This window comes from Agrobacterium tumefaciens, from assembly GCF_005221325.1.
GTDB lineage: Bacteria > Pseudomonadota > Alphaproteobacteria > Rhizobiales > Rhizobiaceae > Agrobacterium.
The window spans coordinates 579,257-601,991 of sequence record NZ_CP039889.1; the positions used below are offsets into that span (position 1 = coordinate 579,257).

The following is a 22,735-nucleotide window of genomic DNA, read 5'->3' on the forward strand; positions in this document are numbered from 1 at the left end:
ATCTGGCGACAGATGGACGGCGGCGAAGGAGAGTGTGATAAGTGCGCAGCGCCTTACAGGTGGGAACCCGGCATGATATCGGCGGGAATCGGGCAGACATATTTGCTGCCTTCGGTGTTTTCCTGCCACTCCCTTTTGGCATTGGCGAGCAATTCCGGCGAGGTCATCAGCGCAAGGCCGGTCGATGCCAGCGTTTTGGCGGCATGTGCCATGGCCTTGTGAGCGGCGGGGCTTTTGCCCTGTGCTACCACCTGCCAGGTGTGTGGATTGGTGCCGATTGCCCAGGCGGGCGTCCAGCACTGCGCCGTTGGCGTGATCCAGCTGACATCGCCGACATCAGTGGAGCCCGCCCGGAAATGCGACTGTCCCTCGAAATCGCGCAGGCCAAGATGCAGGGGCGTCGAGCCGTCGATTTTCTGGTTGGAAAAGACGTCGCCCTTTATCTGATAGAGCCGGATACTGCTTTTGATCGCTTCTTCGGTAAAGGTATCCTGAATGCGTTTGGCGAAGGCGAGATCCGTCTCATCAAAGGCGATGGGGCCAAGCGCCACCATGTTTTCATGCATCGCCGTTTCCAGCGTGATATTGGGCAGGAGATTGGTGGAGGCGGTATCGAAGACGATCTCCACCTCGGTTTCGGTCATCATCGCCGCACCGCGCGCCACCTTGTCCACCCGTGCGGCAAGAGCGAGTGCCTGACGCATTTCCGGGGCGCGGATCAGGTAAAGCACTTCGGCCTTCGCCTGCACCACATTCGCCGCCTTGCCGCCGGTATCGGTGATTGCATAATGCACACGGCAATCCTGCGGCATGTGTTCGCGCAGGAAATTGACGCCGACATTCATGAGTTCGACGGCATCGAGCGCCGAGCGCCCGAGATGGGCGGCGTTGGAAGCATGGGCGGCGACACCCTTGAAACGGTAAAAATATTCCAGCACGGCAAGATTATTGGTGGAACGCACGCCGTTAAACGGTGCCGGATGCCAGGTCAGCGCCGCATCGACATCGTCAAACAAGCCGGCGCGCACCATAAAGGTCTTGCCGGAACCGCCCTCTTCGCCGGGGCAGCCGTAATAACGCACGGTGCCGGGCAGATTGTTGGCTTTGAGATGTCGGGCAAGCGCGATAGCAGCCATCAATGAGCCGACGCCGAGCAGGTTGTGGCCGCAGCCATGGCCGGTGGCACCCGGTTCTGCCGGTTGCGCCTCCGCGACATCGGCCAGCTGGCTCATGCCAGCCAGGGCATCGAATTCGCCAAGGAGGGCTATGACCGGCTTGCCGCTGCCGAATTCGCCGATGAAGGCCGTTTCCATGCCCGCAACACCGCGGCGAACCGCAAAACCGTTCTCCTCAAGCGCGCTTGCCAGTATCCCGGCGGATTGCCTTTCCTCGAATTTCAGTTCGGCGAAATCCCAGATGCTGTCGCTCAAGGTGGTGAAATCGGGCTTCATCGCCTCGATTTCGGCGGCAATCGACATCACGGCTTCACGGTTCATGGCTTGTCCTCGCATTTTCGGCCCTCTAAGGGCGCGCACAAGCGCTTCGGCGGAGACACCACCAAATCCTTGCGTTCTATGATGGAAAGCCCGCGCAGAGGCTCGCCTCCGGCGCGGGCAGTAGCAGATCAGTTATCCACCGAGACTTCCCAGAGACGGGCGTTCGACTGCCAGACCGGCTGGCCCTTGAGCTTCTTCGTCGCGCCCCAGACATCGACCATGTCGTAAAGGAAGATGCCCGGCATTTCCTTTAGCATCAGCTCGTGAAACTCGTCGAAAATCTTCTGGCGCTTCGTCTGGTCTGCCTCGACATAGGCGGCCTTCATCAGCTCGATCGCCTTCGGATCATCCCACATCAGGGAGGCGTTCTTGTCCTTGTTGCCGACATAGAAGGCATACATCAGCGCCGGGTCGAGACGCGGGGCGACCGACTGCGAGATCACCTGATAATTACCGGAACGGCGGCGATCCACCTGCGTGGCATAATCCAGCACCTCGATCTGCACGTTGAGACCCGCCTGCTGCATCATGGCCTGCGCCATGACGGCGGCCGGGAAGCTCGGCACGTTGCCACGCTTGTTGGCGATGATGGAGATCGGCTCGCCCTTGTAACCGGCGGCCTCCAGTTCTTTCTTCGCCGCCTCGATGTCATAGGCCGGACGCTTTTTCTGGGTCTCGTCGAAATAGACCGAGTCCTGCGAGACCATCGAGCCGTTGGCTTCACCCGTGCCGTTCGATGCGGCAGCAACCAGTTCATCGAGATCGAGCGCCATCGCCATGGCGCGGCGCACGCCGGGATTGCTCAGCACCTTGTCGCGGGTCTGGATGTAGAACAGGTTCTTGCCGTTATTGCGGGAGACGATGAGCTGCATCTTCTCGTTGGTCTTGAACTCCGGAATAAGATCGGGAGAAATCTCGGCGGTGTCGAGCACGCCGGATTCAAGGCCCGCCTTTACGGTGGAAGCATCCGGAATGACCATAAACTTGATGCCGTCGGCCAGCGGTCGCTTGGAACCGACCATGCCATCGGGCTTGCCGTCATTTGCCGGCGAAACATAATCGGTAAATTTGGCAAGGCGGATATATTCACCCTTCTTCCATTCGTCCCACTGGAACGGCCCGGTGCCGATGGGCTTGACGAAGCTGCCGTCGGCAGCGACGGATTCCGGCGAGATCATCCCGGTATAACCGCATTCCGGCCGCGACATGAGGCCTAGGAAAACGCCTGACGGCTTTTCAAGGGTGATCTGAACCGTAGATGCATCCGTGGCCTTGACGGCGGTGACGTGTGCTGCCCCGCCCTCGACAAAATCGTTGAGGCACGCCCATTTGGTTTCCGGCTTCAGGTAGCGTGTCCAGTTCCAGACCACATCCTCTGCGGTGAGCGGCTTGCCATTGTGGAACTTCACATCCTTGCGTAGCTTGAACGCATAGGTCAGGCCATCAGGCGAGACATCGACGCTCTCGGCCAGAAGCGGCTTCACCTCACCGGCATTGTTGTAACCGACGAGGCCTTCCACAATGTGCAGTATCACACCATCCGTATTGCCGTCGCGATTGACGCCGGGATTGCTGCTGCGCAGATCCGAACTTTGCGCGATGGTGATGTCGCGTGCCGCGGCGATATTGGCGGTCACTAGCAGGGCAACACCTGCGAGAAGAAGTTTTTTCACTGTTCTACCCTCTTTGTTGTCGTTGATTGTAATTGATTAAAACCCGTCCCAGCAGGCCTGTGCCAGCCGGCCGATCGTTTCGAGCGCGACGGTATAGCCCGGCGTGCCATCAGGCATGGTTTGCGGCACCTCATCGGTATAGGTGGTGATGATGAAGGACGGCGCGCCGTTTCTGTAGACGATGCCGGCATCCATGCGCCCACGCTTGCCGCGCCCGCTCTTGCTGGCCACCACGGCCTCGAAAGGCAGGCGGGAGCGAATTCCATACCGCAAAATCTGGTTCTTCAGCGTCTGCATCGCCCATTCGCACAATTGCGGGCTGCAGCCGAGCTTTGCCTGCGCCTCGCTCGATGATTGCGCGTCGAGAATGGTCTGAAGCAGAAGCACCTGATCCGCCGCCGAGGTGGTGGTGACGGTCTTCAGCGGATGATCCGCCGCCAGCGCCAAAGGCGGAATGAGGAAGCGGTGATGCGTGTTGGCCATGCCGAGCGACTTGCAATAGCCGTCCACTTCCTCCAGCGTCAGCCGCTCCAGCACCATCTTGGTGCAGACATTGTCGCTCAGCACCATCATGCCCGCCAGCGCATCGCGCAGGGAAATGACGATGCCGGGCGTCATATAGCGGAACATGCCGCTCGCCACCTCTTCCGCCAGCCGCTTTTCATAGGTGACGGGCTGGTCGAGATCAATCCGTCCTTCGCTGGCGGCCTTGAGAACGGCCATCATAATCGACGTCTTGCGGGTGCTGCCCGATGGCGTCTCCTCGTTTTCTCCGCGCCCGATCTCTTCGCCGGTCAGGAGATTGCGCACCATGAAGCGCGTCACGAAAGGCTGTGCATCACAGATCGCATTCAGTTGGGCAGCCACAGTCATAGTCATCTTCCTGTTAAACTTTATCTTCCAGACGCCATTTGAGTGTCACGCCGCCCTTTTCATTCTGGTCGAGGGCGGGAATGGCCGAGAGGAGCCGGCGCGTATAGGCCTCTCTCGGGTTGTCGAAAATCGTGTTGCGATCACCCTCTTCGATGATGCGACCGTCCTGCATGACGACGACACGGTCGGCCACCTGTTCGACCACGCCGAGATCGTGGCTGATGAACAGGCAGGAAAAACCATAACGTTTCTGCAGATCGGAAAAGAGATCGAGCACCTGCGCCCGCACCGTCACGTCAAGCGCCGACACTGGTTCGTCGGCGATCAAGAAACGCGGGCGACGGGCAATGGCGCGGGCAATCGCCACACGCTGGCGCTGGCCGCCGGAAAGCTCGTGCGGATAACGGGTAGCGTAGTCAGCACCGAGACCCACCTCCTCCAGCGTTTCCAGCGCCCGCTTGCGCTTGGCGGCCTGATCGAGACCGGGTACGAGGCGCAGCGCCTCCTCCACAAGCGCCAGAATGGTCATGCGCGGATCGAGAGAGGAATAGGGATCCTGAAACACCATCTGGCAGTTCAGCCGATAGTCCTTCCAGTCCTCGTTGCGTTGCCGACCCTGAAACTGGATCTGCCCTTCGCTTTCCTTCACGAGACCGGCGATGGTGCGGCCAAGCGTGGTCTTGCCGGAACCGGAGCCGCCGACCAGCGCCACGACCTCGCCCTCATGAATATCGATGCTGACGCCGTGCAGCGCCCGCTTCGATTTGGCCTTCTTGAGCAGCGACTTGCGGCCGGCATAATCGACGACGATATTCCGGGCTGAAACCATCGGCGCTTTGCTGGTGTCAACGGTACGCGGTTCGCCCCGGAAGGGCAGAGAGGAAAGCAGCTTTTTCGTATAGGGATGCTGCGGCGCGTCCAGCAGGTCCTCGGTGCGGCCCTGTTCGACGATTGCGCCTTTTTCCATCACCACGATGCGGCTGGTGTAACGCGCCACCATCGGCAGATCGTGGCTGATGAGGAGGACGGCAGTGCCTTCCGCCCGCGTCAGTTCGACCATCAATTCCATGACATCGCGCTGGATGACAGCGTCGAGCGCCGTCGTCGGCTCATCGGCGATCAGCAATGCCGGTTTCAGCAGCATGACTGAGGCCAGCATGATGCGCTGGCGCATGCCGCCGGAAAATTCATGCGGATAGGCCGCCAGTGCGCCTTCGGGATCACGGATACCGACCCGTCGCAGCATATCGAGAATTTTCTCGCGGCGCTCGTCCGGCGACAATTTCGTGTGAAGGATCAAGCCCTCTTCCAGCTGCCGGCCGATCGTCATCGACGGGTTGAGGGAGGTCATCGGCTCTTGGAAAACGACGCCGATTTCTGCGCCGCGCAGGCGGCGAAGTTCCCTCGTCGGCAAGGACATCACGTCCTGCCCCTTGTAGATGACCGATCCGCCGGTGACGGCAATGGCCGGAGGCAGAAGCGAGATGAGCGCACGGGTTGCGAGCGTCTTGCCCGACCCACTTTCGCCGACGATGCCGAAGATTTCGCCAGCGGCAATATCGAAGGAAACATCCTTGACCACCCGATGGCCGCTTCCTGCGACCTCCAGCGAAAGGCCGCGCACGGTAAGAAGAATATTGTCCGTCATTTGAGACCTCTCATGCGCGGGTCAAGCCTGTCGCGAAGGGCATCGCCCAGAAGATTGATGCCGAGCAGCGTCAGCGCGATGCAGAGACCGGGGAAAAGTCCGAGCCAGGCGGCCTGCTGGATGAAGGGCCGGCCGGCGGCCAGCATGTTGCCCCAGGTTGGGGCCGGCGGTGGCACGCCGAGGCCGAGGAAGGACAGCGCGCTTTCCGACAGGATGGCCCAGCCGAACATGGAGGTGGCAAGAACCGTGATCGGCGCGATGCAATTGGGCAGGATGTGGCGGAACATGGTGTAGATCTCGCCATTGCCCATCACCAGCGACGCCTCGATGAATTCCCGCTCACGCAGAGAAAGCACGGCGCCGCGCACCACGCGGGCCATGGATGGCGTATAGGCAATGCCGAGCGCGAAGATGATGCCATACTGGTTTGCGCCGAAAACCGCGAGCAGGCCGAGCGCCAGCAGAATGCCCGGAAAGGCCAAGAGCGCATTGTTGATGGCCATGATGAGGCCATCCACCCAGCCCCGCGCATAACCGCTGACAAGGCCGATCAGCGTGCCGAAGATCGTTGCGAAGCTGACCGTCAGGAAGCCGATCCAGACGCTGGCGCGCGCGCCGACCATCAGGCGGCTCAAAACATCGCGACCGAATTCGTCAGTGCCGAGAAGATGGCTGGCGCTTGGACCGGCCAGACGCGAGGCGAAGCCAAGCTTCATCGGGTCATAGGGCGTCCAGAACAGACCGGTTGCGGCAGTGATGAGCAGGAGGGCGATGAGAAAGCCGCCGATAAGCCCGTTGAGTGTGAACTTTTTCATTCGGCAACCACACGCGGATCGAAGAGGGGATAAAGAAGGTCGACGAACAGATTGACCAGCACATAGGACAGCGAGACGAACAGCAGGCAGCCCTGTATGACCGGATAGTCGCGGGCAAAAATACTGTCGACCATCAGCCGTCCGAGGCCGGGAATGGTGAACACCGTCTCGATGACGGCGATGCCGCCAAGGAGATTGCCGAGGATGAGGCCGATCATCGTCCATGTGGGGCCGAAGGCGTTCTTGAAGGCGTGCCGCCAGAGCACGGCGCTTTCCGAAAGACCCTTGGCGCGGGCGTGGGTGATGTAGTCCAGCCGCAGCACTTCCAGCGTGGAGGCGCGCGCCATGCGGATCAGAACGCCCATTTCGTGGATGACGAGCGTCATGACAGGCAGGACGAGATAAAGCATGCCGCCAACGAGATTGTCGCTGATCGATACATATCCCAGCACCGGCAGCCAGCCGAGCTTCAACCCAAAGAACAGCAGAAGCAGAAGGCCCAGCCAGAATGTCGGGATGGAGAGGAGCAGCGTTGCCGTTCCCACCAGCGCAAGATCGGTCAGGCTGTTCTGTTTCCAGGCGGCGATCACGCCTGCCGGAACAGCAATCAGGCTTGCGAGAAGCACAGCGACCACGACGATCTCGGCGCTGACGAGAAAGCGCGAGACGACCAGCGGCAACACCGCTTCGTCGTTGACGATGGAGCGGCCGAAATCGCCCTGCACCACATTGCCGGCCCAGATGACGAATTGTTGCGGCATGGACTTGTCGAGGCCGAGTTCGGTCCTCATGGCTTCGATCTGTTCCGGTTGCGCCATGTCGCCCAGCATCAGGGCAGCCGGATCGCCCGGAATGAAGCGGATGAGCGCAAAGACCGTGATCGACACGAATGCGATCGTCGGCAGCGCCATCAAAAGACGGCTCAGTATGAATCTTATCATCGGTTCCCCACGATTGATGGCGGGGAATGACATCCCGCCTCTATCGGTTTCGTTGCTTGTGACTATGACGGATTGAGAAATATCACGCAATATTATGCGTAAATGTCATATGTCTATGCAGAATGGCGGCGCGTTTCATCCTGATAAGGACAATGAGATTTTCCGCCCAAAATCCCGTTTTCAGTCGATTTTTTGCGAAAGCTGGATTTCCCGCTTCAGGGCATCGCTCAGTGCCTGCGCCGCGATGGACAAGGGCGCACCGGAAGCGCGGGCTAGACCGAATTCCTGTGTGGCTTGCGGGACGAATGGTCGGGCGACAACGGGAAGGTGGCGGTAGAGGTTAGCATAAAAACTGCTGATGATCGTTACCCCCAACCCGTGCGCCACATAGGCGCAGGCGGAACTATTGGTATGGGTCTCGATCTTCACCATCGGCTTGACGCCGGCCTTCTTGAATACCTGATCGAGCGCCATACGGTTCGGCCGCTGCCGGCCGATCAGGACGAGCGGAACATTGCGCAGATCCTTGACGGTGATTTCGGTGAGTTCAGCCAGCGGATGATCCTCCCGGACCACGCAGACGCTTTTGCCGGTCGCGACACGTTCGACATCGATGCCCGGCCCAATCTCACCTTCCATCCGCAGGAAACCGAGATCGATCACCCGCTCACCCACCAGTTTGTTGATGGCGGTAGTCGTCTCGAAGAAGGTTTCGATACGCACGCCGGGAAAATCCCGGACATAATCGATCAGCATGGCGGGCGCGAAATTTTCCCACATGCTGCTCGGCAGGCCGATGCGAACGATTTCCGGGCCGGCAGCACCATTGCGCAGATCTTCGGCGTGGCCGGACATGCGATCAACGGCGAGCAGCACGTTTTCGGCATCACGGGCAAGAAGTGCGGCCTCCGGCGTCGGAATGAGCCGCCCCTTGTCACGGGCAAACAGCGTCAGCGACAGATCCGATTCGAGCTGCGCCAGAAGCCGGCTGACACCGGACTGGCTGAGACCCATAGCCTTGGCCGTGGCAATGGTCGAGCCGGTGGAAAGAAGCGTGCGCAGGACTTCGAGCTGCTTGATGTTCATGAGGCCAGCACCAATGGATGAAAAACGAGCCGGTATCGGTTCAAACCTTTTGCCGCCGATAGTGCCTCATGTCACCGGTTTTTTATTCCACGTTCGATAGCCGCCTACAATTTCACATCATAGACCCTGTCATGGGTGGCCGCGTGCCTCACCCCGATGATGTCACCGGCTAAAAGGCCGCTATTCCTCGCGGAAGGCGCGGCTGATCTGGTCGGTGAGTGGTTTGGCGATATAGGACAGCGCCGTTCTTTCGCTGGTCTGGATGAAGGCCTCTGCGGGCATGCCCGGCACCAGCGGCGCATTTTTCAGCTTTTCCCGCTCCGTAACCGGTACGGAAATCCGCGCCAGATAATAGGAAAGACCGGTGCGCTGATCGGTGGTGATATCTGCCGCGATACGGCTTACATGGCCTTCCAGTTCCGGCGTGACGCGCTGATTGAAGGCGGTCATGCGCAGCATGGCCTTTTGCCCCACTTGCAGCTGGTCGATATCCTTCGGCACGATCTGCACCTCCAGCGCCAGTTCGTCTCCGTCAGGCACGATCAGCATGATCGGATCGGCGGGCGTCACTACGCCGCCGACCGTATGCACGGCCATTTCATGCACCATGCCCGATTGCGGCGCGACGATATCGATGCGCTTCAACTCATCTTCGGCGGCGACCTTGCGTTCGACGAATTCACCCATCTGCGCCTGTATCTCACGCAATTCCCGGCCGACCTCGGTGCGCAATTCCTGATCGATCTGCAGGATTTGCAGCTTCGTTTCGGTGATGCGCCCCGCCGTCTGCGCCTGATAGGCAATTTTTTCGCCGCGCTCGCCGCCGAAGGTCGCGGCCTGTGTCTGCAAGCTGTTCAGCCGCTGCACGGAGACGACACCCTGTTCACGCAGCGATTTCTGCGACGTGATTTCCGCTTCCAGCACCGCAAGGCCGTTATTGTAAGCGACTTCCTGCGCCTTCAGCCCTTCGATTTCATGCTCGAACTGGGTAATGCGTTCGGCAAGCTGCGCCTTGCGGCCCTCACGATAGGATTTGCGAAATTCAAACAGTTTCGCTTCGCTGCGCATGGCGGAGGCGACATCGGGATCGTCACTTCGCGCTATCAGAGCCTGCGGAAAGAGGAGTTCCGCAAGGTCGTCGCGCTCCGCTTCCAGCCTTGCCATGCGCGCGCCAAGCTCATCCAGACGCTTGGTGACGATGGCGAGATTGGCGCGGGTCTGGGTCGCGTCAAGACGCATGACCACCTCACCTGCCGTCACCCTGTCGCCCTCATTCACCAGGATTTCGCCGACGACACCACCTTTTGGATGCTGCACCTTCTTCGTATAGGAATCCACCACCAGATGACCGGAGGCAACCACCGCGCCGGCAAGATTGGTCGTCGCGGCCCAGCCGCCGACACCGGCGAGCAACGCGACGCCTGCGGCAAGGCTGGCAAGAAGATGTTTGCGGATGGAGCGGGAGACATGGGTTCGCTGGTCAATGTTTGACATCGGCATCTCCTTCCTGGCTCTGCTCATCCTGAACATCGTCCACCAGCGCGGGTTTGGGTTGAGCATTGGCAACGACACGCAGCGGCGAGACGGTCTGGGCGGATGCGGTAAATCCCTTGACCGCCTGCGCCTGCGGAGCGCGCAGCACCTTCGACAGCACCTCGTCGCGTGGACCGAAAGCCTTCATTCGCCCCTCTTCCATCATCAGTATGAAATCGACGGCGCCGATCGCACTCGGCCGGTGGGCGACGACGACGACAATGCCGCCCCGCGCCTTGACCGATGTAATCGCCTTGACCACGGCGGCCTCGCCTTCGGCATCGAGATTGGCGTTCGGCTCATCCAGCACCACGATAAAGGGATCGCCGTAGAGCGCGCGGGCGAGACCGATACGCTGGCGCTGTCCGGCCGAAAGTGCAGAACCCGCCTCGCCGATATTACTGTCATAACCTTTTTCAAAGCGCAGGATCAGTTCATGTGCTCCGGCCGCCCTGGCCGCTGCGATGATGGCCTCTGGATCGGGATTATCCTCGAAGCGGGAAATATTCTCGCCGATCGTGCCATCGAACAGCTCCACCCCTTGCGGCAGATAACCGATATGACGGCCGAGCGTTTCGCGATCCCACTGATCGAAGCTCGCGCCATCAAGCCGCACCTTGCCGGCAGCGGGCATCCAGGCGCCGGTGAGAATGCGCGCGAGCGTGGATTTACCGGAGCCGGAAGGGCCGATGACACCGAGCGCGTTTCCGGCGGTTACGACAAAACCAAGCCCGGTGACGGTAAGCTTTCTTTCTCCCGGCGGAACGATGGTGACATTCTCGACCCGCAGCTCCTTTTCAGGCTTTGGCAGGGCCATGGCAGCGGCACTGGCCGGCATCTGCGCAAAAAGCTCTCTCAGCCGCGCCCAGCTCTGCCGGGCGGCGACGAAAGACTTCCAGTTGGAAATGGCAAGATCGACGGGCGCCAGTGCCCGGCCCATCATGATCGAACTCGCGATCATCACACCACCCGAGGCTTCCTGCCTGATGACCAGCCAGGCGCCCACCGCCAGAATGGCCGATTGCAGCACGACCCGCAGCGATTTCGCGAGATTGCCGAGACCACCGGCCACATCACCCGCCTTGCGGTTGGCGGCGAGATAGGCCTCGTTGGAATTCTGCCAGCGTTTGCCGAGCCGGCGGCCCAGCCCCATGGCCTGCACGACCTCGGCATTGCGGCGCGAGGCTTCCAGCTGCCGGTTGCGGGCCATGTTTTCCACCATGGTGTCGCGGATCGGTTTCTGGGAAAAAATGTTCGTGAGGATCGTGAGCGATACCAGCAGCACGGCGCCGGCGAGTGCGGTCACGCCAATCCAGACATGAAAGAGAAAACATATGCCGAGATAAAGCGGCATCCACGGCAGATCGAAAAAGGCGGTCGGCCCTGTGCCGGAGAGGAAACCGCGCACATTGTCGAGATCGCGCAGCGGCTGCAGGCCATCGCCCGGCATGCGGTTGACGAGCGGCAGGCGTACCACCGCGTCATGCACCCTGCCGGAATAACGCATGTCGAAATCTTCGCCGATGCGGATCAGAACACGCGCGCGGATGATATCAAGCAGGCACTGGAAGCCATAAAGTCCAAGTGCAAAGAGCGCGAGCCCGACCAGTGTCGGCAGGCTGCCGCTGGCCAGCACCCGGTCATAGACCTGCAGCATGAAGAGCGGCGACGTCAGCGCCAATATGTTGACCACGCCACTGACGAGGGCGACGCCGAGAAATGTGCTTTTAAGGGGCGAAACAACCGCCGCAGTGAGGGACTGCGGCGGCGTCTGCTGGTGGTTTTGAAAGCCCACAGCCTGTTTTTCCTTTACGCGGCAAGCGCCAATGCGCTGGCGAAAATGAAGTCCGATGCGTCGAGTACATTTGCATCGACGCCATTCAGCGTGATGGAGACGGACGTGTCTGTTGCGGAAAGGATAACGGCATTTCCGTTATCATTATACCACAACAAATCGTCCACCGAAGTTGCGCCCCAGGCGGAGACATCAAGCGTATCCGTGCCGTCCTGATACCCGTAGGTTCCGGTCGGGCCAGCCTGCACGACATCATTGCCGCCGGAGAACACGAAGGTGTCCGCGCCGGCAAAGCCAGTCAGGGTGTTGGAGGCAGCCGTATCCTCGATCACCGTGCCGGTGGCCGCGAAGTAATCATAGAAGCCGGCCAGCGAACCGAAACGGGCAAGCTGGTAGACGGCGAGATCGAGAAGATCGCGGGCACCGGCCAGCGAGTAGGCGCTATCAGGGTCGATCAGCAGTTCCTGCTGGCTGACCGCGATGCCGTTGGTGGACTGGCTGTAGCCGGTGCCCAGAACGATGCTGTCGACCGAACCCGTCAGGTTGCCCTGGGAGTACTGCAGAGCGCCGCTCATGACGATGCCCTTGCCGCCGGAGCTGCCATCGCCCCACGCCTCATAGGTCGTGTTCGGATCGATGGTGGTGGTGGCGAGAGAGCTGGTCTGAGCGTCGTAGAACGCACCATAGGTCGAACCGAAACCGCTCGTCCAACCGTTGAGGTAACCGATCAGATTGGAGGAAGACTGCGTCAGTTGAATTGTGGTAGCCATAGGTGTACTCCTTTGCTGGCCAATAGAGGTACCTTCGTCCTGTAGCGAAGGCGTTTTATCTCCGGGGCGGGCTGCAACCCAGCCCGGAGAATTCTTCCACGTCTCAGAACTTCACGTTCATCGTCGCGATAAAAGTGCGGCCCGGCGCCGTGTAGGAGCTTGCCGCCGGGATATATTTGCGGTCCGTAAGGTTGTTGACGGCGAAACGAAGCGTGGCCTTGTCGTTGAAAGCGTAGGAACCGTAGAGGTCCACCGTCGTATAGGGATCGGTCACCTCACGCAGATTGCCCTCCGTATCCAGCGTGCGCGACTGGGTTGGCGTAACGTGGTTGAGCCTTGCACCCAGCGAGAATTTTTCATCGAAGAAACGCATGCCGCCATCGAGCGTCAGCTTCATCTTGGGCGCGACATCGCCCGGCCAGGCAACGATTTCACCTGATGTGGTGGCCGCGCTGTTGGAGAAAACCTGTGTCTTTTCAGGCCATTCCGTTTTCAAAATCGTTGCCGAGCCGCCGATCCAGAAACTGCGGGCATCGTAATTGCCCTCGAATTCCAGCCCGCGCATATAGGTCGTGCCATCCAGATTGACGAAGCTGGTATAGGTACGGTCGAGGACCTGATCCGTGACGAGATACCCAAGAGCGATATAGTCCTTCACCTCCCGGCGGAAGGCGGCCATTTTGATGCGCAGGGAATCGTCGTCCAGCAGCACGCCGTCGAAACTCATATTCGCACCGATTTCATAGGTCGTCGCTTTTTCGGCGCGCAGAGCCTGGTTCGGAGCGTATTCATATCCGGCGCTATCACCCGGACGCGCACCGGCAAAAAATGCCTCGAGAATGGTCGGCGGGCGCAGGCTCTGGGAATAGCTCACATAGGGGCGGAACCAATCGACGGGTTTCAGTTCGATGGTGGCCGAGGGCAACCAGGCGCTGTAGGTGCGATCGATATCGACAGTGTGCTCGGGGTATTCGGTGACCGGTATCGGATCACTGGTTGTTCCGGTTCCGGGCATGCAACCTGCCGAGGCGTTTGGCCAGGCACGCGCGAGATAAAGCGCGTAACGTGTCGCCCAGCTGGGATTTGCCGGAAGAAAAACCTGATTGAAATAGTTCAGGGGCGTATAGTGATTACGCACGGGATCGCACGCGACAGACGTGTCAATGAGGTAGCTGCGGGTGCTGTAATAGGTGGCCGACCCTTTGAGGCGCGACCAATCATAACGCACACCACCGCTGAGCGTGATCCAATCCGCCGGCTCCAATTGCCCGTTTAGAAACAGGCTGGCGACGTCACGCCGTCCGGCAGGGCTGAAAGCCGTGTAGCTGCTGGCATAGGAGGGATTCTGTGCGATTGTGGCACTCGTCGCAACGGATGTCGCGATGTCCCGGAAGGCTTCAGCTCCGTAATTCAAGCTGAGCGCGCCCGCCGCCGTATCAAAGCGACTGGTATTTTCCAGGCTGCCACCGAAGCTGCGCAGGCCCATGTCAAGGTTCGTTTCGGCCGCGTATCTCGTGCGCGCCGCCCGCAATTCATGCGTCATATTATCGTTCAGCCACAGCGACGACTTGAAGTCGATAAGCTCGCTCTCCGGGTCCCAGTCCAGCTTCGCAACGACACTGTCATTGCGCACGCTTTCCCGGTCGATGGCAGTGGAAGCGCCCTGAACGAAATCATTCTCCTGATGCATCCACGAAAGCGAGGCCTTTACATCGCCAAAATCGCCTTCACTCTTGAAAAACGTCGACCACCCATCACGGCCCAAGAGGTCTTTCATCGTCAGCGCGGTGTTCCGCGCCTCGCCTTTTGTCCCGATCTTGTATTCATCCATGATCGTGCGGCTATAACCGGCGACAAAGGAAAGGGGACCATCCGGCTCGCGAACGGCACCGAGAACCGAGCCCTGAAAATCATAACCATTGGTGCCGCGGGAAACATTCACTTCCCCACCCTTGTTTTCACCTGCGGCAATCAGATCATCGGCGCTGACGGTGCGGAATTCCACCTTGCCGCCCAGCGAGCCAGCGTTGCCTGAGCGCGCATTGGTTATTTTCTCGATTTCGACGGCACGGATAAAGGCGACATCGACATAACTCTGACCGGCGCTTGCGGTATAGCTGGCGGTGCCACCGAACGCCGCACCACGCTGTGCGTTCTGTCGCGCGCCGTCGATGGAGACGACCACGCGGCCGCTTTCCTGCAAGCCGCGCACATTGGGTGAAACGGTGGGGAAGCTGCCATTGCCCTCGCCGGCATAAACCCCGGAGACCCGGTTGAAAACATCGCGCGTGTTGCGCACGCCGGCCGACTGGATCGCTTCGCGACTGACCACGCTGACGCTGGCGGGCGTTTCATAAACCCAGTCTGGCGTTCCCTGATAACCGGAGCCGGCGAGGGCGTTGCGTCCGGTCTTGCCGGTTACGGTGATGGTTTCGAGAACGGTCGTACCCGCCGCCCCGGAAAGATCGACAGTGGATTCCCCTGTGCCGATGATCACCGTTCTGCCATTTCCGGCGATGCGGAAGTTGATACCCGTGCCGGCCAGAAGTCGCGACAGGGCCTCTCGCACCGTCAAACTGCCGGTGACGGCATTAGTGCGCACATTGCCGGCCGTCGGCGTGGCAAGCGTGACCTGAAGGCCGGATTGCCGGCCGAAAGCGCCAACGACTGATGACAACGACTGGGCGGGAATATTGAATGGACGCGTCGCCCCCTGCTCACCGCCCGGCTGCCTGGAATTGGCGGCATCCGCTCCGGTCTGGGCAAGAACGGGGGGCGCGAATGAAATGGCTACCGCTGTTGTCGCCAGCAACGTGGCCCTGCGGGTCTGCCCTGCCGCTTTTTTCCCTGAACCGGTCCTGCATATCTGGAGGCGCATAATGCTTCTGTCTTCCTGTCTTTCGCTCCGGAAATATCTTGACCGGATTACTCAACAAAAAGACGATTGCCGCGTCGATTTTTTTCAGGGTTTCGGAAGAAATTTTATAAATTACTGAAAATAAATAATATTTTCTGCTTCTGCCCCTTTCAGAAGCGGGTAATGATGCGGGCTGAACCGCCGATCGCATGCACCTTGCCCCTATAAGGTTCCACGAGGGCTTCCAGCGCCCGGTCCGGGTCGCGCAGATCGTAAAATCCCGTCACCTTCTGCTCGGCCAGCCGCTTGTCGGCCATGGTCAGCCATGCGGGGTGATAACGCTGGATCTGCTCCACCACCGAGCCTATCGTCGCATCGACCACATAGAGTTCGCCCTTGCGCCAGCCGCCAATATCTTCGACCGGGACATTCTCTTTGCGGATCGCGCCGGCGGCGTCGACGACCAGCATCTCGCCCGGCACAAGCCGCGTTGGCGGCGCGTTGCGGAAGGAAGCTTCCACGGAACCATGGGCAAGTGCGACCTGCGTCACGCCATCCGTCAAGTCGACGTCAAATGCGGTCCCCAGCACCTGAACGGTCACGTTCTTCGCCTCCACGACAAAGGGACGGGCTTTATCCGGCACGACATCGAAGAAGGCTTCCCCCTTCAACACTTTCACGGTGCGACGGCCATCCCTGAAATCCGTGGAAAGAGCGCTTGCCGCGGCAAGCTCTACCTTGCTGCCGTCCTCGAGGGTGATGGTACGGCTTTCGGCCGTGCCGGTCTGATAATCCGCTTCAATGCGAACAGAAAATGTCGGAATGAACAGCACCGCGAGACAGAGCGATGCCGCCGCCACGGCGATACCCGCGTAATGCCTGACGGACCAGCGCCGTCGCGTTGGATTTATCGCCGCCTTGCCCGGCAGATGCGCAGCGTCTTCCCAGAGGCTCTTGAATTCCGGTTCGACCAGGCCGAGGTTCCGCCAGGTCTTGCATGTCCGTTCCCAGGCGAGGCGGTTTCCCGGCGATGCCGCCAGCCATCGCTCGAATTCCGCCTTCAATCGCGGTTCCGTCGCGCCCCCCTGCAGCCGCAGCAGCCAGTCGGCCGCCTCTTCCGCCTTCCCGGTCGGCAATTCAATCTTCTTATCGGGATCAACAGTCATTGAACCGGGCCAGTTCCTTTACGAGGCAGACGGGAAGCGTCATTTTTCTCAATTGCTATAAAGACGTTTGACGACGGGATTTTTTTCACAAGGCAGGACAATAAGGCTATTTTACTTCATTTCTCTGGTAATCGCGACAATGCTGCCCTTTATCAGCCGGTGGGCACTGGCCACCGAAATGCCGAGATGACGCGCGATCTCCTCCATGTTGTAACCACCGAATCTGTGCATTTCCAATGCCACCCGTGCCTGAACCGGCAGGCCGGCCAAAATAGTCTGCATCTGCCGAACTTCATCACAAAAAAGCGCATGTTCCTCCGGCGTGCCATTGTCCTGCGGCATGCCCCAGAAAGGTGTATCGTCCGGCCGTTCCCGAAGGTCCTGCCGACTGCGACGGCGATTGTCGAGCGCAAGGTTGCGAACGATGCGGAAGAGATAGGATTTGAGATTGGTAGGATTGCCGGAGGCTTCCGGAACAAATTTCAGGAAGGCCTCCTGAACCACGTCCTCCGCATCCGCACGCGACCCCAGAATAAGGGTGGCGTATTTGATCAGGTCGACCCTATGCGCGACGTAAGCGTTATAACGCTTGTCATCTTCCCGTATGCCCATGTCTCAACCGAGAGAAATTCGAGGGATCAACGAAACCCGCCGGGGCCTGAATGGCCGCGCAGTTTTGCCGTCCGTAGCTCTAGCATCCAAAAGCCGCATCGAACAGATATTTCATGATAATTATTATCAAGAATTATGCCGTTAGCGGTCTATGTTTGACGACTTGCGGCCGACGAGAACCCGGCTACAGATGCGGCCGGGTCTTGCTCTCTCAGATAGCCCCGTCGACGATCACCATCGGCCTGCCCTGCGAACATGGCTCGATGCGTGCATCGATGCGATAGATATCGCGCAGCATGGCAGGCGTAATCACCGCTTCGGTATTGCCGCTCACCACCATTTCGCCACGCGCAATCACCATCGTGTTTTCGCAATAACGGAGCGCATGGTTGAGGTCATGCAGGGCGATCAGCACGATCATGCCGGTTTTCTGCGCAAGATCAGAGACGAACCCCAGAACCTCGATCTGCCGATGAAGATCGAGTGCGGAGGTCGGCTCGTCCATCAGCAGCACTTCCGGCTTGCGGGCGAGCGCCTGCGCCAGCGACACAAGCTGTCGCTGGCCACCGGACAGTTCGCCGAGGCCGCGAAAGGCGAGGTCGTGAATTTTCAGCGCCTTGAGAATGGCGTCGATCTCGAACAACTCATCATCATGGACGCGCCAGCCGCCGCCCTGCTTGGCCGAAAGAAGCACGGATTCATATACCGTCAGCACGGCGTTGGCGCCGGTATCCTGCGGCATGTAGCAGATGGCGCGGTTGCCGCGTGCCGTGTCGGACAGTTCAACCAGGCCGGGGCCGGAAATGAGGCTGGCGATGCGCTTGAAAAGCGTCGATTTGCCGGCAGCGTTGGGACCGATCACGGCAGTAACGCTGCCGCTTTCGAGCGTATCGATGCCGACCTTGGAGAGGACTGTGGTGCGGCCGTAGGCAGCCCCGACATCCTTCAGTGCGAGCATTACCATGCGCGTCTCCTGTTGCCGAAAATAAGCGCGAAGAAGAAAGGCACGCCAACAAGCGCCGTGATGACGCCAATCGGCAGGATCGCACCGGGAATGAGGATCTTGCTGATGACCGATGTTGCCGACAGAAGAAGCGCGCCGCAGATGATCGAGCCCGGCAGGAAGAAGCGCTGATCTTCACCCACCACCATGCGGGCGATGTGCGGCCCGACCAGCCCGACAAAGCCGATGGTGCCAACGAAAGAAACCGGAATGGCGGCGAGGAGGCTGACCGTCAGCATGGTCGTCAACCGCAGCCGGCGCACATTGATGCCCATGCTGGCCGCCTTGTCGTCGCCAAGCCTGAGTGCCGTCAGTGCCCAGGCTTGGCGCATGAACAGCGGTACGGTGACGACGAGAATGGCGGCGGTGATATAGACCTTGTCCCAGGTCGCCTTGGTCAGGCTGCCCATGGTCCAGAAAACGACGGCGGCGAGCGCCTGTTCGGAAGCCAGATATTCGAGCAGCGACAGCGCCGCATTGAAGGTGAAGACCAGCGCGATGCCGAGCAGGACGATGGTCTCCACCGTCACGCCGCGCATGGTGGAGGCGAAATGGATGAAGAGGGCTGCGACCATGGCCATGATGAAGGCATTGATCGGCACCATGTAATGCACGGCACCCGGAAAGATCGCCACCCCGCCGACAAGCGCCAGCGCCGCGCCGAAGCTTGCAGCGGCTGAAATGCCGAGCGTGAAGGGGCTGGCGAGCGGGTTGGACAGGATGGTCTGCATCTGCGCGCCCGCAACCGAAAGCGAGGCACCGACGGTAACCGCCATCAGCGCGATCGGCATGCGGATATCCCAGATCACCACCCGCAGCTGGTTTCCGACGGCCGCCGGATCGGCAATGGTCGCCAGAACTTCCGATAGCGTATAACGCGCCGGGCCGAGTGCCATGTCTGCTGCCATGCTGAAACACAGGGCGAGGAAAAGCCCGACGAGGATGAGGATCCTGCGCGCGGCAAGGGCACGATATTGATCGCGCCCGCTGACGCCATCGGCGCTTTCATTCAGCGAAGTCATTGGTTCAAACCTTTTTCGAGCGAGGCGAAATAGCCCGGCTTATAGGTGATGGGGAGGAATTTCCGGTGGAATTCCTCAAAATTCTTTCCCGGATCGAGATCGGCGAAGAGATCGGGATGGAACCACTTGGCAAATTGCTGGATCGGGAAGAACTCGTAAGGCGCGCCGTAGAACTGGTGCCAGACGGCATGGACATTGCCTTGCTTGACGGCATTCAGTTCCGGAAACGGCGTGCGCTTCATCAGATTGGCAAGCCTTACGCGGGAAAGCGCCATATCGGCGCCGCGTCCGACGGGAACGAACTGGTTGATATCGGATTCCGCCGCCCAGTTGGAGCCGGTGACGATGACATGATCAGGATCGGCAATCACCAGCTGCTCGGGATTGAGATCGCCGAAGGTCGTCTTGATGATGCCGTCGGCAATATTGTGGCCGCCGGCGAGATCGACCATCGCACCGAAATTGACCGGACCGAAGGTGCGGCAGCAATTGTCTTCGCCGGAAATGCCGGGTGCACGCTCTATGAAAACCTTCAGACGCTTCAGGTCCTTGACGCCGGCAAGGCGGTCGGTCACGCGGGCGATTTCAGCGCGGCGATAGGCGATGAATTCCCTGGCGCGCTCTTCGGCGCCGAAGAGTTTGCCGAGGATTTCGATGGAAGCTTCGCTGTTCTTTTCGGGATCAATGCGGAAATCGAGATAGATGACCTTGATACCGGCAGCCGCGGCCTTGTCTTCGAAACCGCTTTCCTTCGCGGATTTTTCCGCTTCCAGATTGAGGGTAATCACATCAGGCGACAGGGTGATGGCCGTTTCCAGGCTGAAATCACCCTGCGGCACATAACCGAAACGCGGCAGTTTTTCGATCTGAGGGAAACGCTCGACATAGGCGGCGTAGCTGTCCGGATCCTTCTTGAGGAGATCGTCACGCCAGCCGACGATGGTATCGAAGGTCTGATCGCCCTTGAGCGCCGCGATGACATGCACCTGACGGGCCTCACCAACGATGACGCGCTTGGCCGGCAGGTCCAGCTCGACCTTGCGCCCGGTGACATCGGTAATCTCTCCGGCCTGCGCCGTCATGGCGAGAAGGGAGAAGGCCAGCACCGCAAGATGCCTGAGAGCGTTGAGCCGCATGAGAAATCCTCACTGAGTTCCTAAACAAAACGATGAAGCCGCAGGACTGCGGCTTCATCCATCGATCGGACGGCGCTCCCCTTCACCGTCCCTGTCTTATTTCGCGTCCTTCAGCGACACGAAGTAGCCGGGCTTGTAGTCAAGCGGCAGGAAGCGGGCATGCAATTCCCTAAAGGTCGCCTCGGGATCGAGATCCTTAAAGAGGTCCGGATGCAGCCACTTGGCGATTTCCTGAATGGCCACGAACTGATACGGGTTGTTATAGAACTGGTGCCAGATGGCGTGGACATTGCCGTCCTTGACCGCCTGCACGCCGGTGAAAGCCGGACGCTTGGTCAGGTTTTCAAGCTTGCGATGGGCTTCCTTCAGATCTGCGCCATAACCGACACCGACCCAGTTGCCGCCGGGAACATAACCGTTCCAGTTGCCACCCGTGATGATGATCTGTTCCGGGTTGGAGGCGATGATCTGTTCCGGATTGACGTTGCCGAAAGTGCCGGGAATGATGTCCTTGGCCATGTTGATGCCGCCGGCGAGCTCGACCATCTTGCCGAAATTCTCGTTGCCGAAGGACATGCAGCAATCGTCGGAATAACCGCCGGCGCGCTCCATGAACACGACAGGCTTCTTCGGATTGGCCTTTTCGAGCGTATCGGTGACCTTGGCGATGGAGTCGGCGCGGAACTTGATGAAGTCTTCGGCGATCTTTTCCTTGCCCGTCAGCTGGCCCATCAGGCGCATGCTCGGCTCGGTATTTTCCATCGGCTTTTCGCGGAAGTCGACATAAACAAGCGGAATGCCGACCTTGGCGAGTTTTTCGATATAGCCCGCTTCTTCGGTTGCCGTCTTGGCGTCGATGTTCATCAGGATCACGTCGGGCTTCAGCGCAACCGCCTGCTCGATGTCGAATGTGCCGTCCTTCATACCGCCGAAAGTCGGCAGCTTGGCGACCTCAGGATATTTCGCGAGATAGGCCGCATAGGTTTCCGGATCGGCTTTCGCCAGGTCATCGCGCCAGCCAACAACGTGCTGGAAAGGGTTTTCCTTGTCGAGCGCCGCCAGGAAATAGATCTGACGGCCTTCACCGAGGATCACATGCGAAACGGGCACATTGACTTCGACATCGCGGCCGGTCACATCCTTGACGGTGACTTTTTCGGCAAATGCCGGCCATGCGGCGGATACGAGAAGGCCAAGGGCAAGTGCCGCGGATTTGGCTGAGATGCGCATCGGATATTGCTCTCCAGTGTTGACTGGCGCGGCTGTATTATTTTCTGACTGTACTAGTCAACATTTATGTTTTAGAGCCATTCTTAACTGACCGGTACATGAGCTGAAGACCGATGATCGACACTATCCAGTATGGCAAAAACGACAGCCTGAGAGACGAGATAAAGGCCTATTGGTCCGGCCGCGCCGCGACTTTCGACCTTTCACCCGGGCACGAAATTTTCTCCGAGGACGAGCGCGCGGCCTGGCACGCGCTTATCCTGAAACATCTGGGTCGCGGTGAGGGACGCAAGGCGCTCGATCTCGCCAGCGGAACCGGCGTCATCTCGCACCTGATGGACGATCTCGGCTTTCAGGTCACCGGCATGGACTGGTCCGAGACGATGCTGGGGCTTGCCCGGGAAAAGGCGAAAAGCCGTGGGCGCAACATCCGCTTTTTTGTCGGCGACGCCGAAAATACGATGGAGCCGGACGAAAGCGCCGACGTCATCATCACCCGCCATCTGGTCTGGACGCTGGTGGACCCGCAGGCAAGCTTTGCCGAATGGTTCCGCGTTCTGAAACCCGGCGGGCAACTGCTGATCGTCGATGGCGATTTCGTCAATACCGGCTGGCGCGAAAAGCTGGTCAAGAAACTGGCCGCCGGCCTGGAGAGCATCGGCCTCGTCAAACCGGACCAGCCGCACAAGCCGGCAGACCCGGAAAACACCTTCAACAGCATCCTCTCACGGGTCCATTTTTCGAAGGGTGCGAGGGCCGGCGATGTCGCGACGATGTTGCGTGGGGCCGGTTTCGAGCCTGTCTCGATCGATCAGGAACTTCAGGCCATTCACCGCGCCCAGGCGAAAAACTTCAGCCTGCTGAAGGGCATCCTGCGCGGGCTGCAGCACCGTTATGCGGTCTGTGCGGTGAAGCCGGATGTTTCTGGTAAGGGCTGAGGAAAGCCGCAGTCCCCTTCACTATCCGCATACACGACGTCATCCTCGGGCCTGTCCCGAGGATCCAATCACGTATCGCAAAATCAACGCGTTGCAGATGCTCGGGACAGGCCCGAGCATGACGGAAGCACCCTCCCAGAC

Annotated in this window: 18 protein-coding genes; 1 reads left to right on the forward strand and 17 read right to left on the reverse strand. The window is 59.7% G+C overall.

Annotated elements, in window-relative coordinates; genetic code table 11:
• Positions 1–53: 53 nt before the first annotated feature.
• The 17 genes from CFBP5499_RS17565 to CFBP5499_RS17645 all read right to left on the reverse strand — a co-directional run bounded on the left by CFBP5499_RS17565 (position 54) and on the right by CFBP5499_RS17645 (position 21,656).
• The gene (locus CFBP5499_RS17565; RefSeq protein WP_080829647.1) at positions 54–1,496 is read right to left on the reverse strand and encodes a M20 family metallopeptidase; all 1,443 of its coding nucleotides are present in this window, start codon (positions 1,494–1,496) and stop codon (positions 54–56) included.
• 128 nt (positions 1,497–1,624) lie between these two features.
• The gene (locus CFBP5499_RS17570) at positions 1,625–3,169 is read right to left on the reverse strand and encodes an ABC transporter substrate-binding protein (protein WP_175416815.1); all 1,545 of its coding nucleotides are present in this window, start codon (positions 3,167–3,169) and stop codon (positions 1,625–1,627) included.
• Positions 3,170–3,205: 36 nt separating this feature from the next.
• Positions 3,206–4,042 (reverse strand): serine hydrolase, encoded by an 837-nt coding sequence (locus CFBP5499_RS17575; RefSeq protein WP_175416816.1) that lies wholly within the window; start codon positions 4,040–4,042, stop codon positions 3,206–3,208.
• A 13-nt stretch (positions 4,043–4,055) separates the two neighbouring features.
• Entirely contained in the window at positions 4,056–5,690 is a 1,635-nt protein-coding gene (locus CFBP5499_RS17580; protein WP_080829644.1) for an ABC transporter ATP-binding protein, read from the reverse strand.
• Positions 5,687–6,505: an ABC transporter permease gene (locus CFBP5499_RS17585; RefSeq protein WP_080829643.1), complete on the reverse strand. Its 819-nt coding sequence runs from the start codon at positions 6,503–6,505 to the stop codon at positions 5,687–5,689. Before CFBP5499_RS17585 ends, CFBP5499_RS17580 begins: the two co-directional genes overlap by 4 nt.
• Positions 6,502–7,446 carry an ABC transporter permease gene (locus CFBP5499_RS17590; protein WP_003511005.1) on the reverse strand — a complete coding sequence of 315 codons (945 nt, stop codon included), beginning with the start codon at positions 7,444–7,446 and terminating at the stop codon, positions 6,502–6,504. Before CFBP5499_RS17590 ends, CFBP5499_RS17585 begins: the two co-directional genes overlap by 4 nt.
• Positions 7,447–7,626: 180 nt before the next feature.
• Positions 7,627–8,532, reverse strand: a complete 906-nt coding sequence (locus tag CFBP5499_RS17595) for a LysR family transcriptional regulator (protein WP_080829642.1) — start codon at positions 8,530–8,532, stop codon at positions 7,627–7,629.
• A gap of 180 nt (positions 8,533–8,712) precedes the next feature.
• On the reverse strand, positions 8,713–10,026 hold the full coding sequence (locus tag CFBP5499_RS17600) for an HlyD family type I secretion periplasmic adaptor subunit (protein WP_080829641.1): 1,314 nt from the start codon (positions 10,024–10,026) through the stop codon (positions 8,713–8,715).
• A complete protein-coding gene (locus CFBP5499_RS17605; RefSeq protein ID WP_080829640.1) occupies positions 10,013–11,860 on the reverse strand; it encodes a type I secretion system permease/ATPase in 1,848 nt (615 codons plus the stop codon). The genes CFBP5499_RS17600 and CFBP5499_RS17605 overlap by 14 nt, the downstream gene beginning before the upstream one ends.
• 14 nt (positions 11,861–11,874) lie before the next feature.
• A complete protein-coding gene (locus CFBP5499_RS17610) occupies positions 11,875–12,630 on the reverse strand; it encodes a hypothetical protein (RefSeq protein WP_080829639.1) in 756 nt (251 codons plus the stop codon).
• A 103-nt stretch (positions 12,631–12,733) separates the two neighbouring features.
• Complete coding sequence (locus tag CFBP5499_RS17615) at positions 12,734–15,508, reverse strand: TonB-dependent receptor (RefSeq protein WP_080829638.1); 2,775 nt, start codon at positions 15,506–15,508, stop codon at positions 12,734–12,736.
• A 149-nt stretch (positions 15,509–15,657) separates the two neighbouring features.
• On the reverse strand, positions 15,658–16,653 hold the full coding sequence (locus CFBP5499_RS17620; RefSeq protein ID WP_080829637.1) for a FecR family protein: 996 nt from the start codon (positions 16,651–16,653) through the stop codon (positions 15,658–15,660).
• A 111-nt stretch (positions 16,654–16,764) separates the two neighbouring features.
• A complete protein-coding gene (locus CFBP5499_RS17625) occupies positions 16,765–17,265 on the reverse strand; it encodes an RNA polymerase sigma factor (protein ID WP_080829636.1) in 501 nt (166 codons plus the stop codon).
• A 211-nt stretch (positions 17,266–17,476) separates the two neighbouring features.
• Positions 17,477–18,229, reverse strand: a complete 753-nt coding sequence (locus CFBP5499_RS17630) for an ABC transporter ATP-binding protein (RefSeq protein ID WP_080829635.1) — start codon at positions 18,227–18,229, stop codon at positions 17,477–17,479.
• Entirely contained in the window at positions 18,223–19,290 is a 1,068-nt protein-coding gene (locus tag CFBP5499_RS17635; RefSeq protein WP_080829634.1) for a FecCD family ABC transporter permease, read from the reverse strand. The genes CFBP5499_RS17630 and CFBP5499_RS17635 overlap by 7 nt, the downstream gene beginning before the upstream one ends.
• Positions 19,287–20,426: an ABC transporter substrate-binding protein gene (locus CFBP5499_RS17640; protein WP_080829633.1), complete on the reverse strand. Its 1,140-nt coding sequence runs from the start codon at positions 20,424–20,426 to the stop codon at positions 19,287–19,289. The genes CFBP5499_RS17635 and CFBP5499_RS17640 overlap by 4 nt, the downstream gene beginning before the upstream one ends.
• 96 nt (positions 20,427–20,522) lie before the next feature.
• Positions 20,523–21,656 (reverse strand): ABC transporter substrate-binding protein, encoded by a 1,134-nt coding sequence (locus CFBP5499_RS17645; RefSeq protein WP_080829632.1) that lies wholly within the window; start codon positions 21,654–21,656, stop codon positions 20,523–20,525.
• A 113-nt stretch (positions 21,657–21,769) separates the two neighbouring features.
• Between CFBP5499_RS17645 and CFBP5499_RS17650 the strand changes: the two genes are divergently transcribed.
• Positions 21,770–22,594, forward strand: coding sequence for a class I SAM-dependent methyltransferase (locus tag CFBP5499_RS17650; RefSeq protein WP_080829631.1), 825 nt, complete (start codon positions 21,770–21,772; stop codon positions 22,592–22,594).
• Positions 22,595–22,735: the final 141 nt, after the last annotated feature.

Bases quoted from the DNA above. Each gene is read 5' to 3' on its own strand.
- CFBP5499_RS17635 (WP_080829634.1), bottom strand. From the start codon at position 19,290: ATGACTTCGCTGAATGAAAGCGCCGATGGCGTCAGCGGGCGCGATCAA.
- CFBP5499_RS17590 (WP_003511005.1), bottom strand. From the start codon at position 7,446: ATGATAAGATTCATACTGAGCCGTCTTTTGATGGCGCTGCCGACGATC.
- CFBP5499_RS17625 (WP_080829636.1), bottom strand. From the start codon at position 17,265: ATGGGCATACGGGAAGATGACAAGCGTTATAACGCTTACGTCGCGCAT.
- CFBP5499_RS17615 (WP_080829638.1), bottom strand. From the start codon at position 15,508: ATGCGCCTCCAGATATGCAGGACCGGTTCAGGGAAAAAAGCGGCAGGG.
- CFBP5499_RS17575 (WP_175416816.1), bottom strand. From the start codon at position 4,042: ATGACTGTGGCTGCCCAACTGAATGCGATCTGTGATGCACAGCCTTTC.
- CFBP5499_RS17565 (WP_080829647.1), bottom strand. From the start codon at position 1,496: ATGAACCGTGAAGCCGTGATGTCGATTGCCGCCGAAATCGAGGCGATG.
- CFBP5499_RS17610 (WP_080829639.1), bottom strand. From the start codon at position 12,630: ATGGCTACCACAATTCAACTGACGCAGTCTTCCTCCAATCTGATCGGT.
- CFBP5499_RS17640 (WP_080829633.1), bottom strand. From the start codon at position 20,426: ATGCGGCTCAACGCTCTCAGGCATCTTGCGGTGCTGGCCTTCTCCCTT.
- CFBP5499_RS17585 (WP_080829643.1), bottom strand. From the start codon at position 6,505: ATGAAAAAGTTCACACTCAACGGGCTTATCGGCGGCTTTCTCATCGCC.
- CFBP5499_RS17620 (WP_080829637.1), bottom strand. From the start codon at position 16,653: ATGACTGTTGATCCCGATAAGAAGATTGAATTGCCGACCGGGAAGGCG.
- CFBP5499_RS17645 (WP_080829632.1), bottom strand. From the start codon at position 21,656: ATGCGCATCTCAGCCAAATCCGCGGCACTTGCCCTTGGCCTTCTCGTA.
- CFBP5499_RS17595 (WP_080829642.1), bottom strand. From the start codon at position 8,532: ATGAACATCAAGCAGCTCGAAGTCCTGCGCACGCTTCTTTCCACCGGC.
- CFBP5499_RS17630 (WP_080829635.1), bottom strand. From the start codon at position 18,229: ATGGTAATGCTCGCACTGAAGGATGTCGGGGCTGCCTACGGCCGCACC.
- CFBP5499_RS17650 (WP_080829631.1), top strand. From the start codon at position 21,770: ATGATCGACACTATCCAGTATGGCAAAAACGACAGCCTGAGAGACGAG.
- CFBP5499_RS17580 (WP_080829644.1), bottom strand. From the start codon at position 5,690: ATGACGGACAATATTCTTCTTACCGTGCGCGGCCTTTCGCTGGAGGTC.
- CFBP5499_RS17600 (WP_080829641.1), bottom strand. From the start codon at position 10,026: ATGTCAAACATTGACCAGCGAACCCATGTCTCCCGCTCCATCCGCAAA.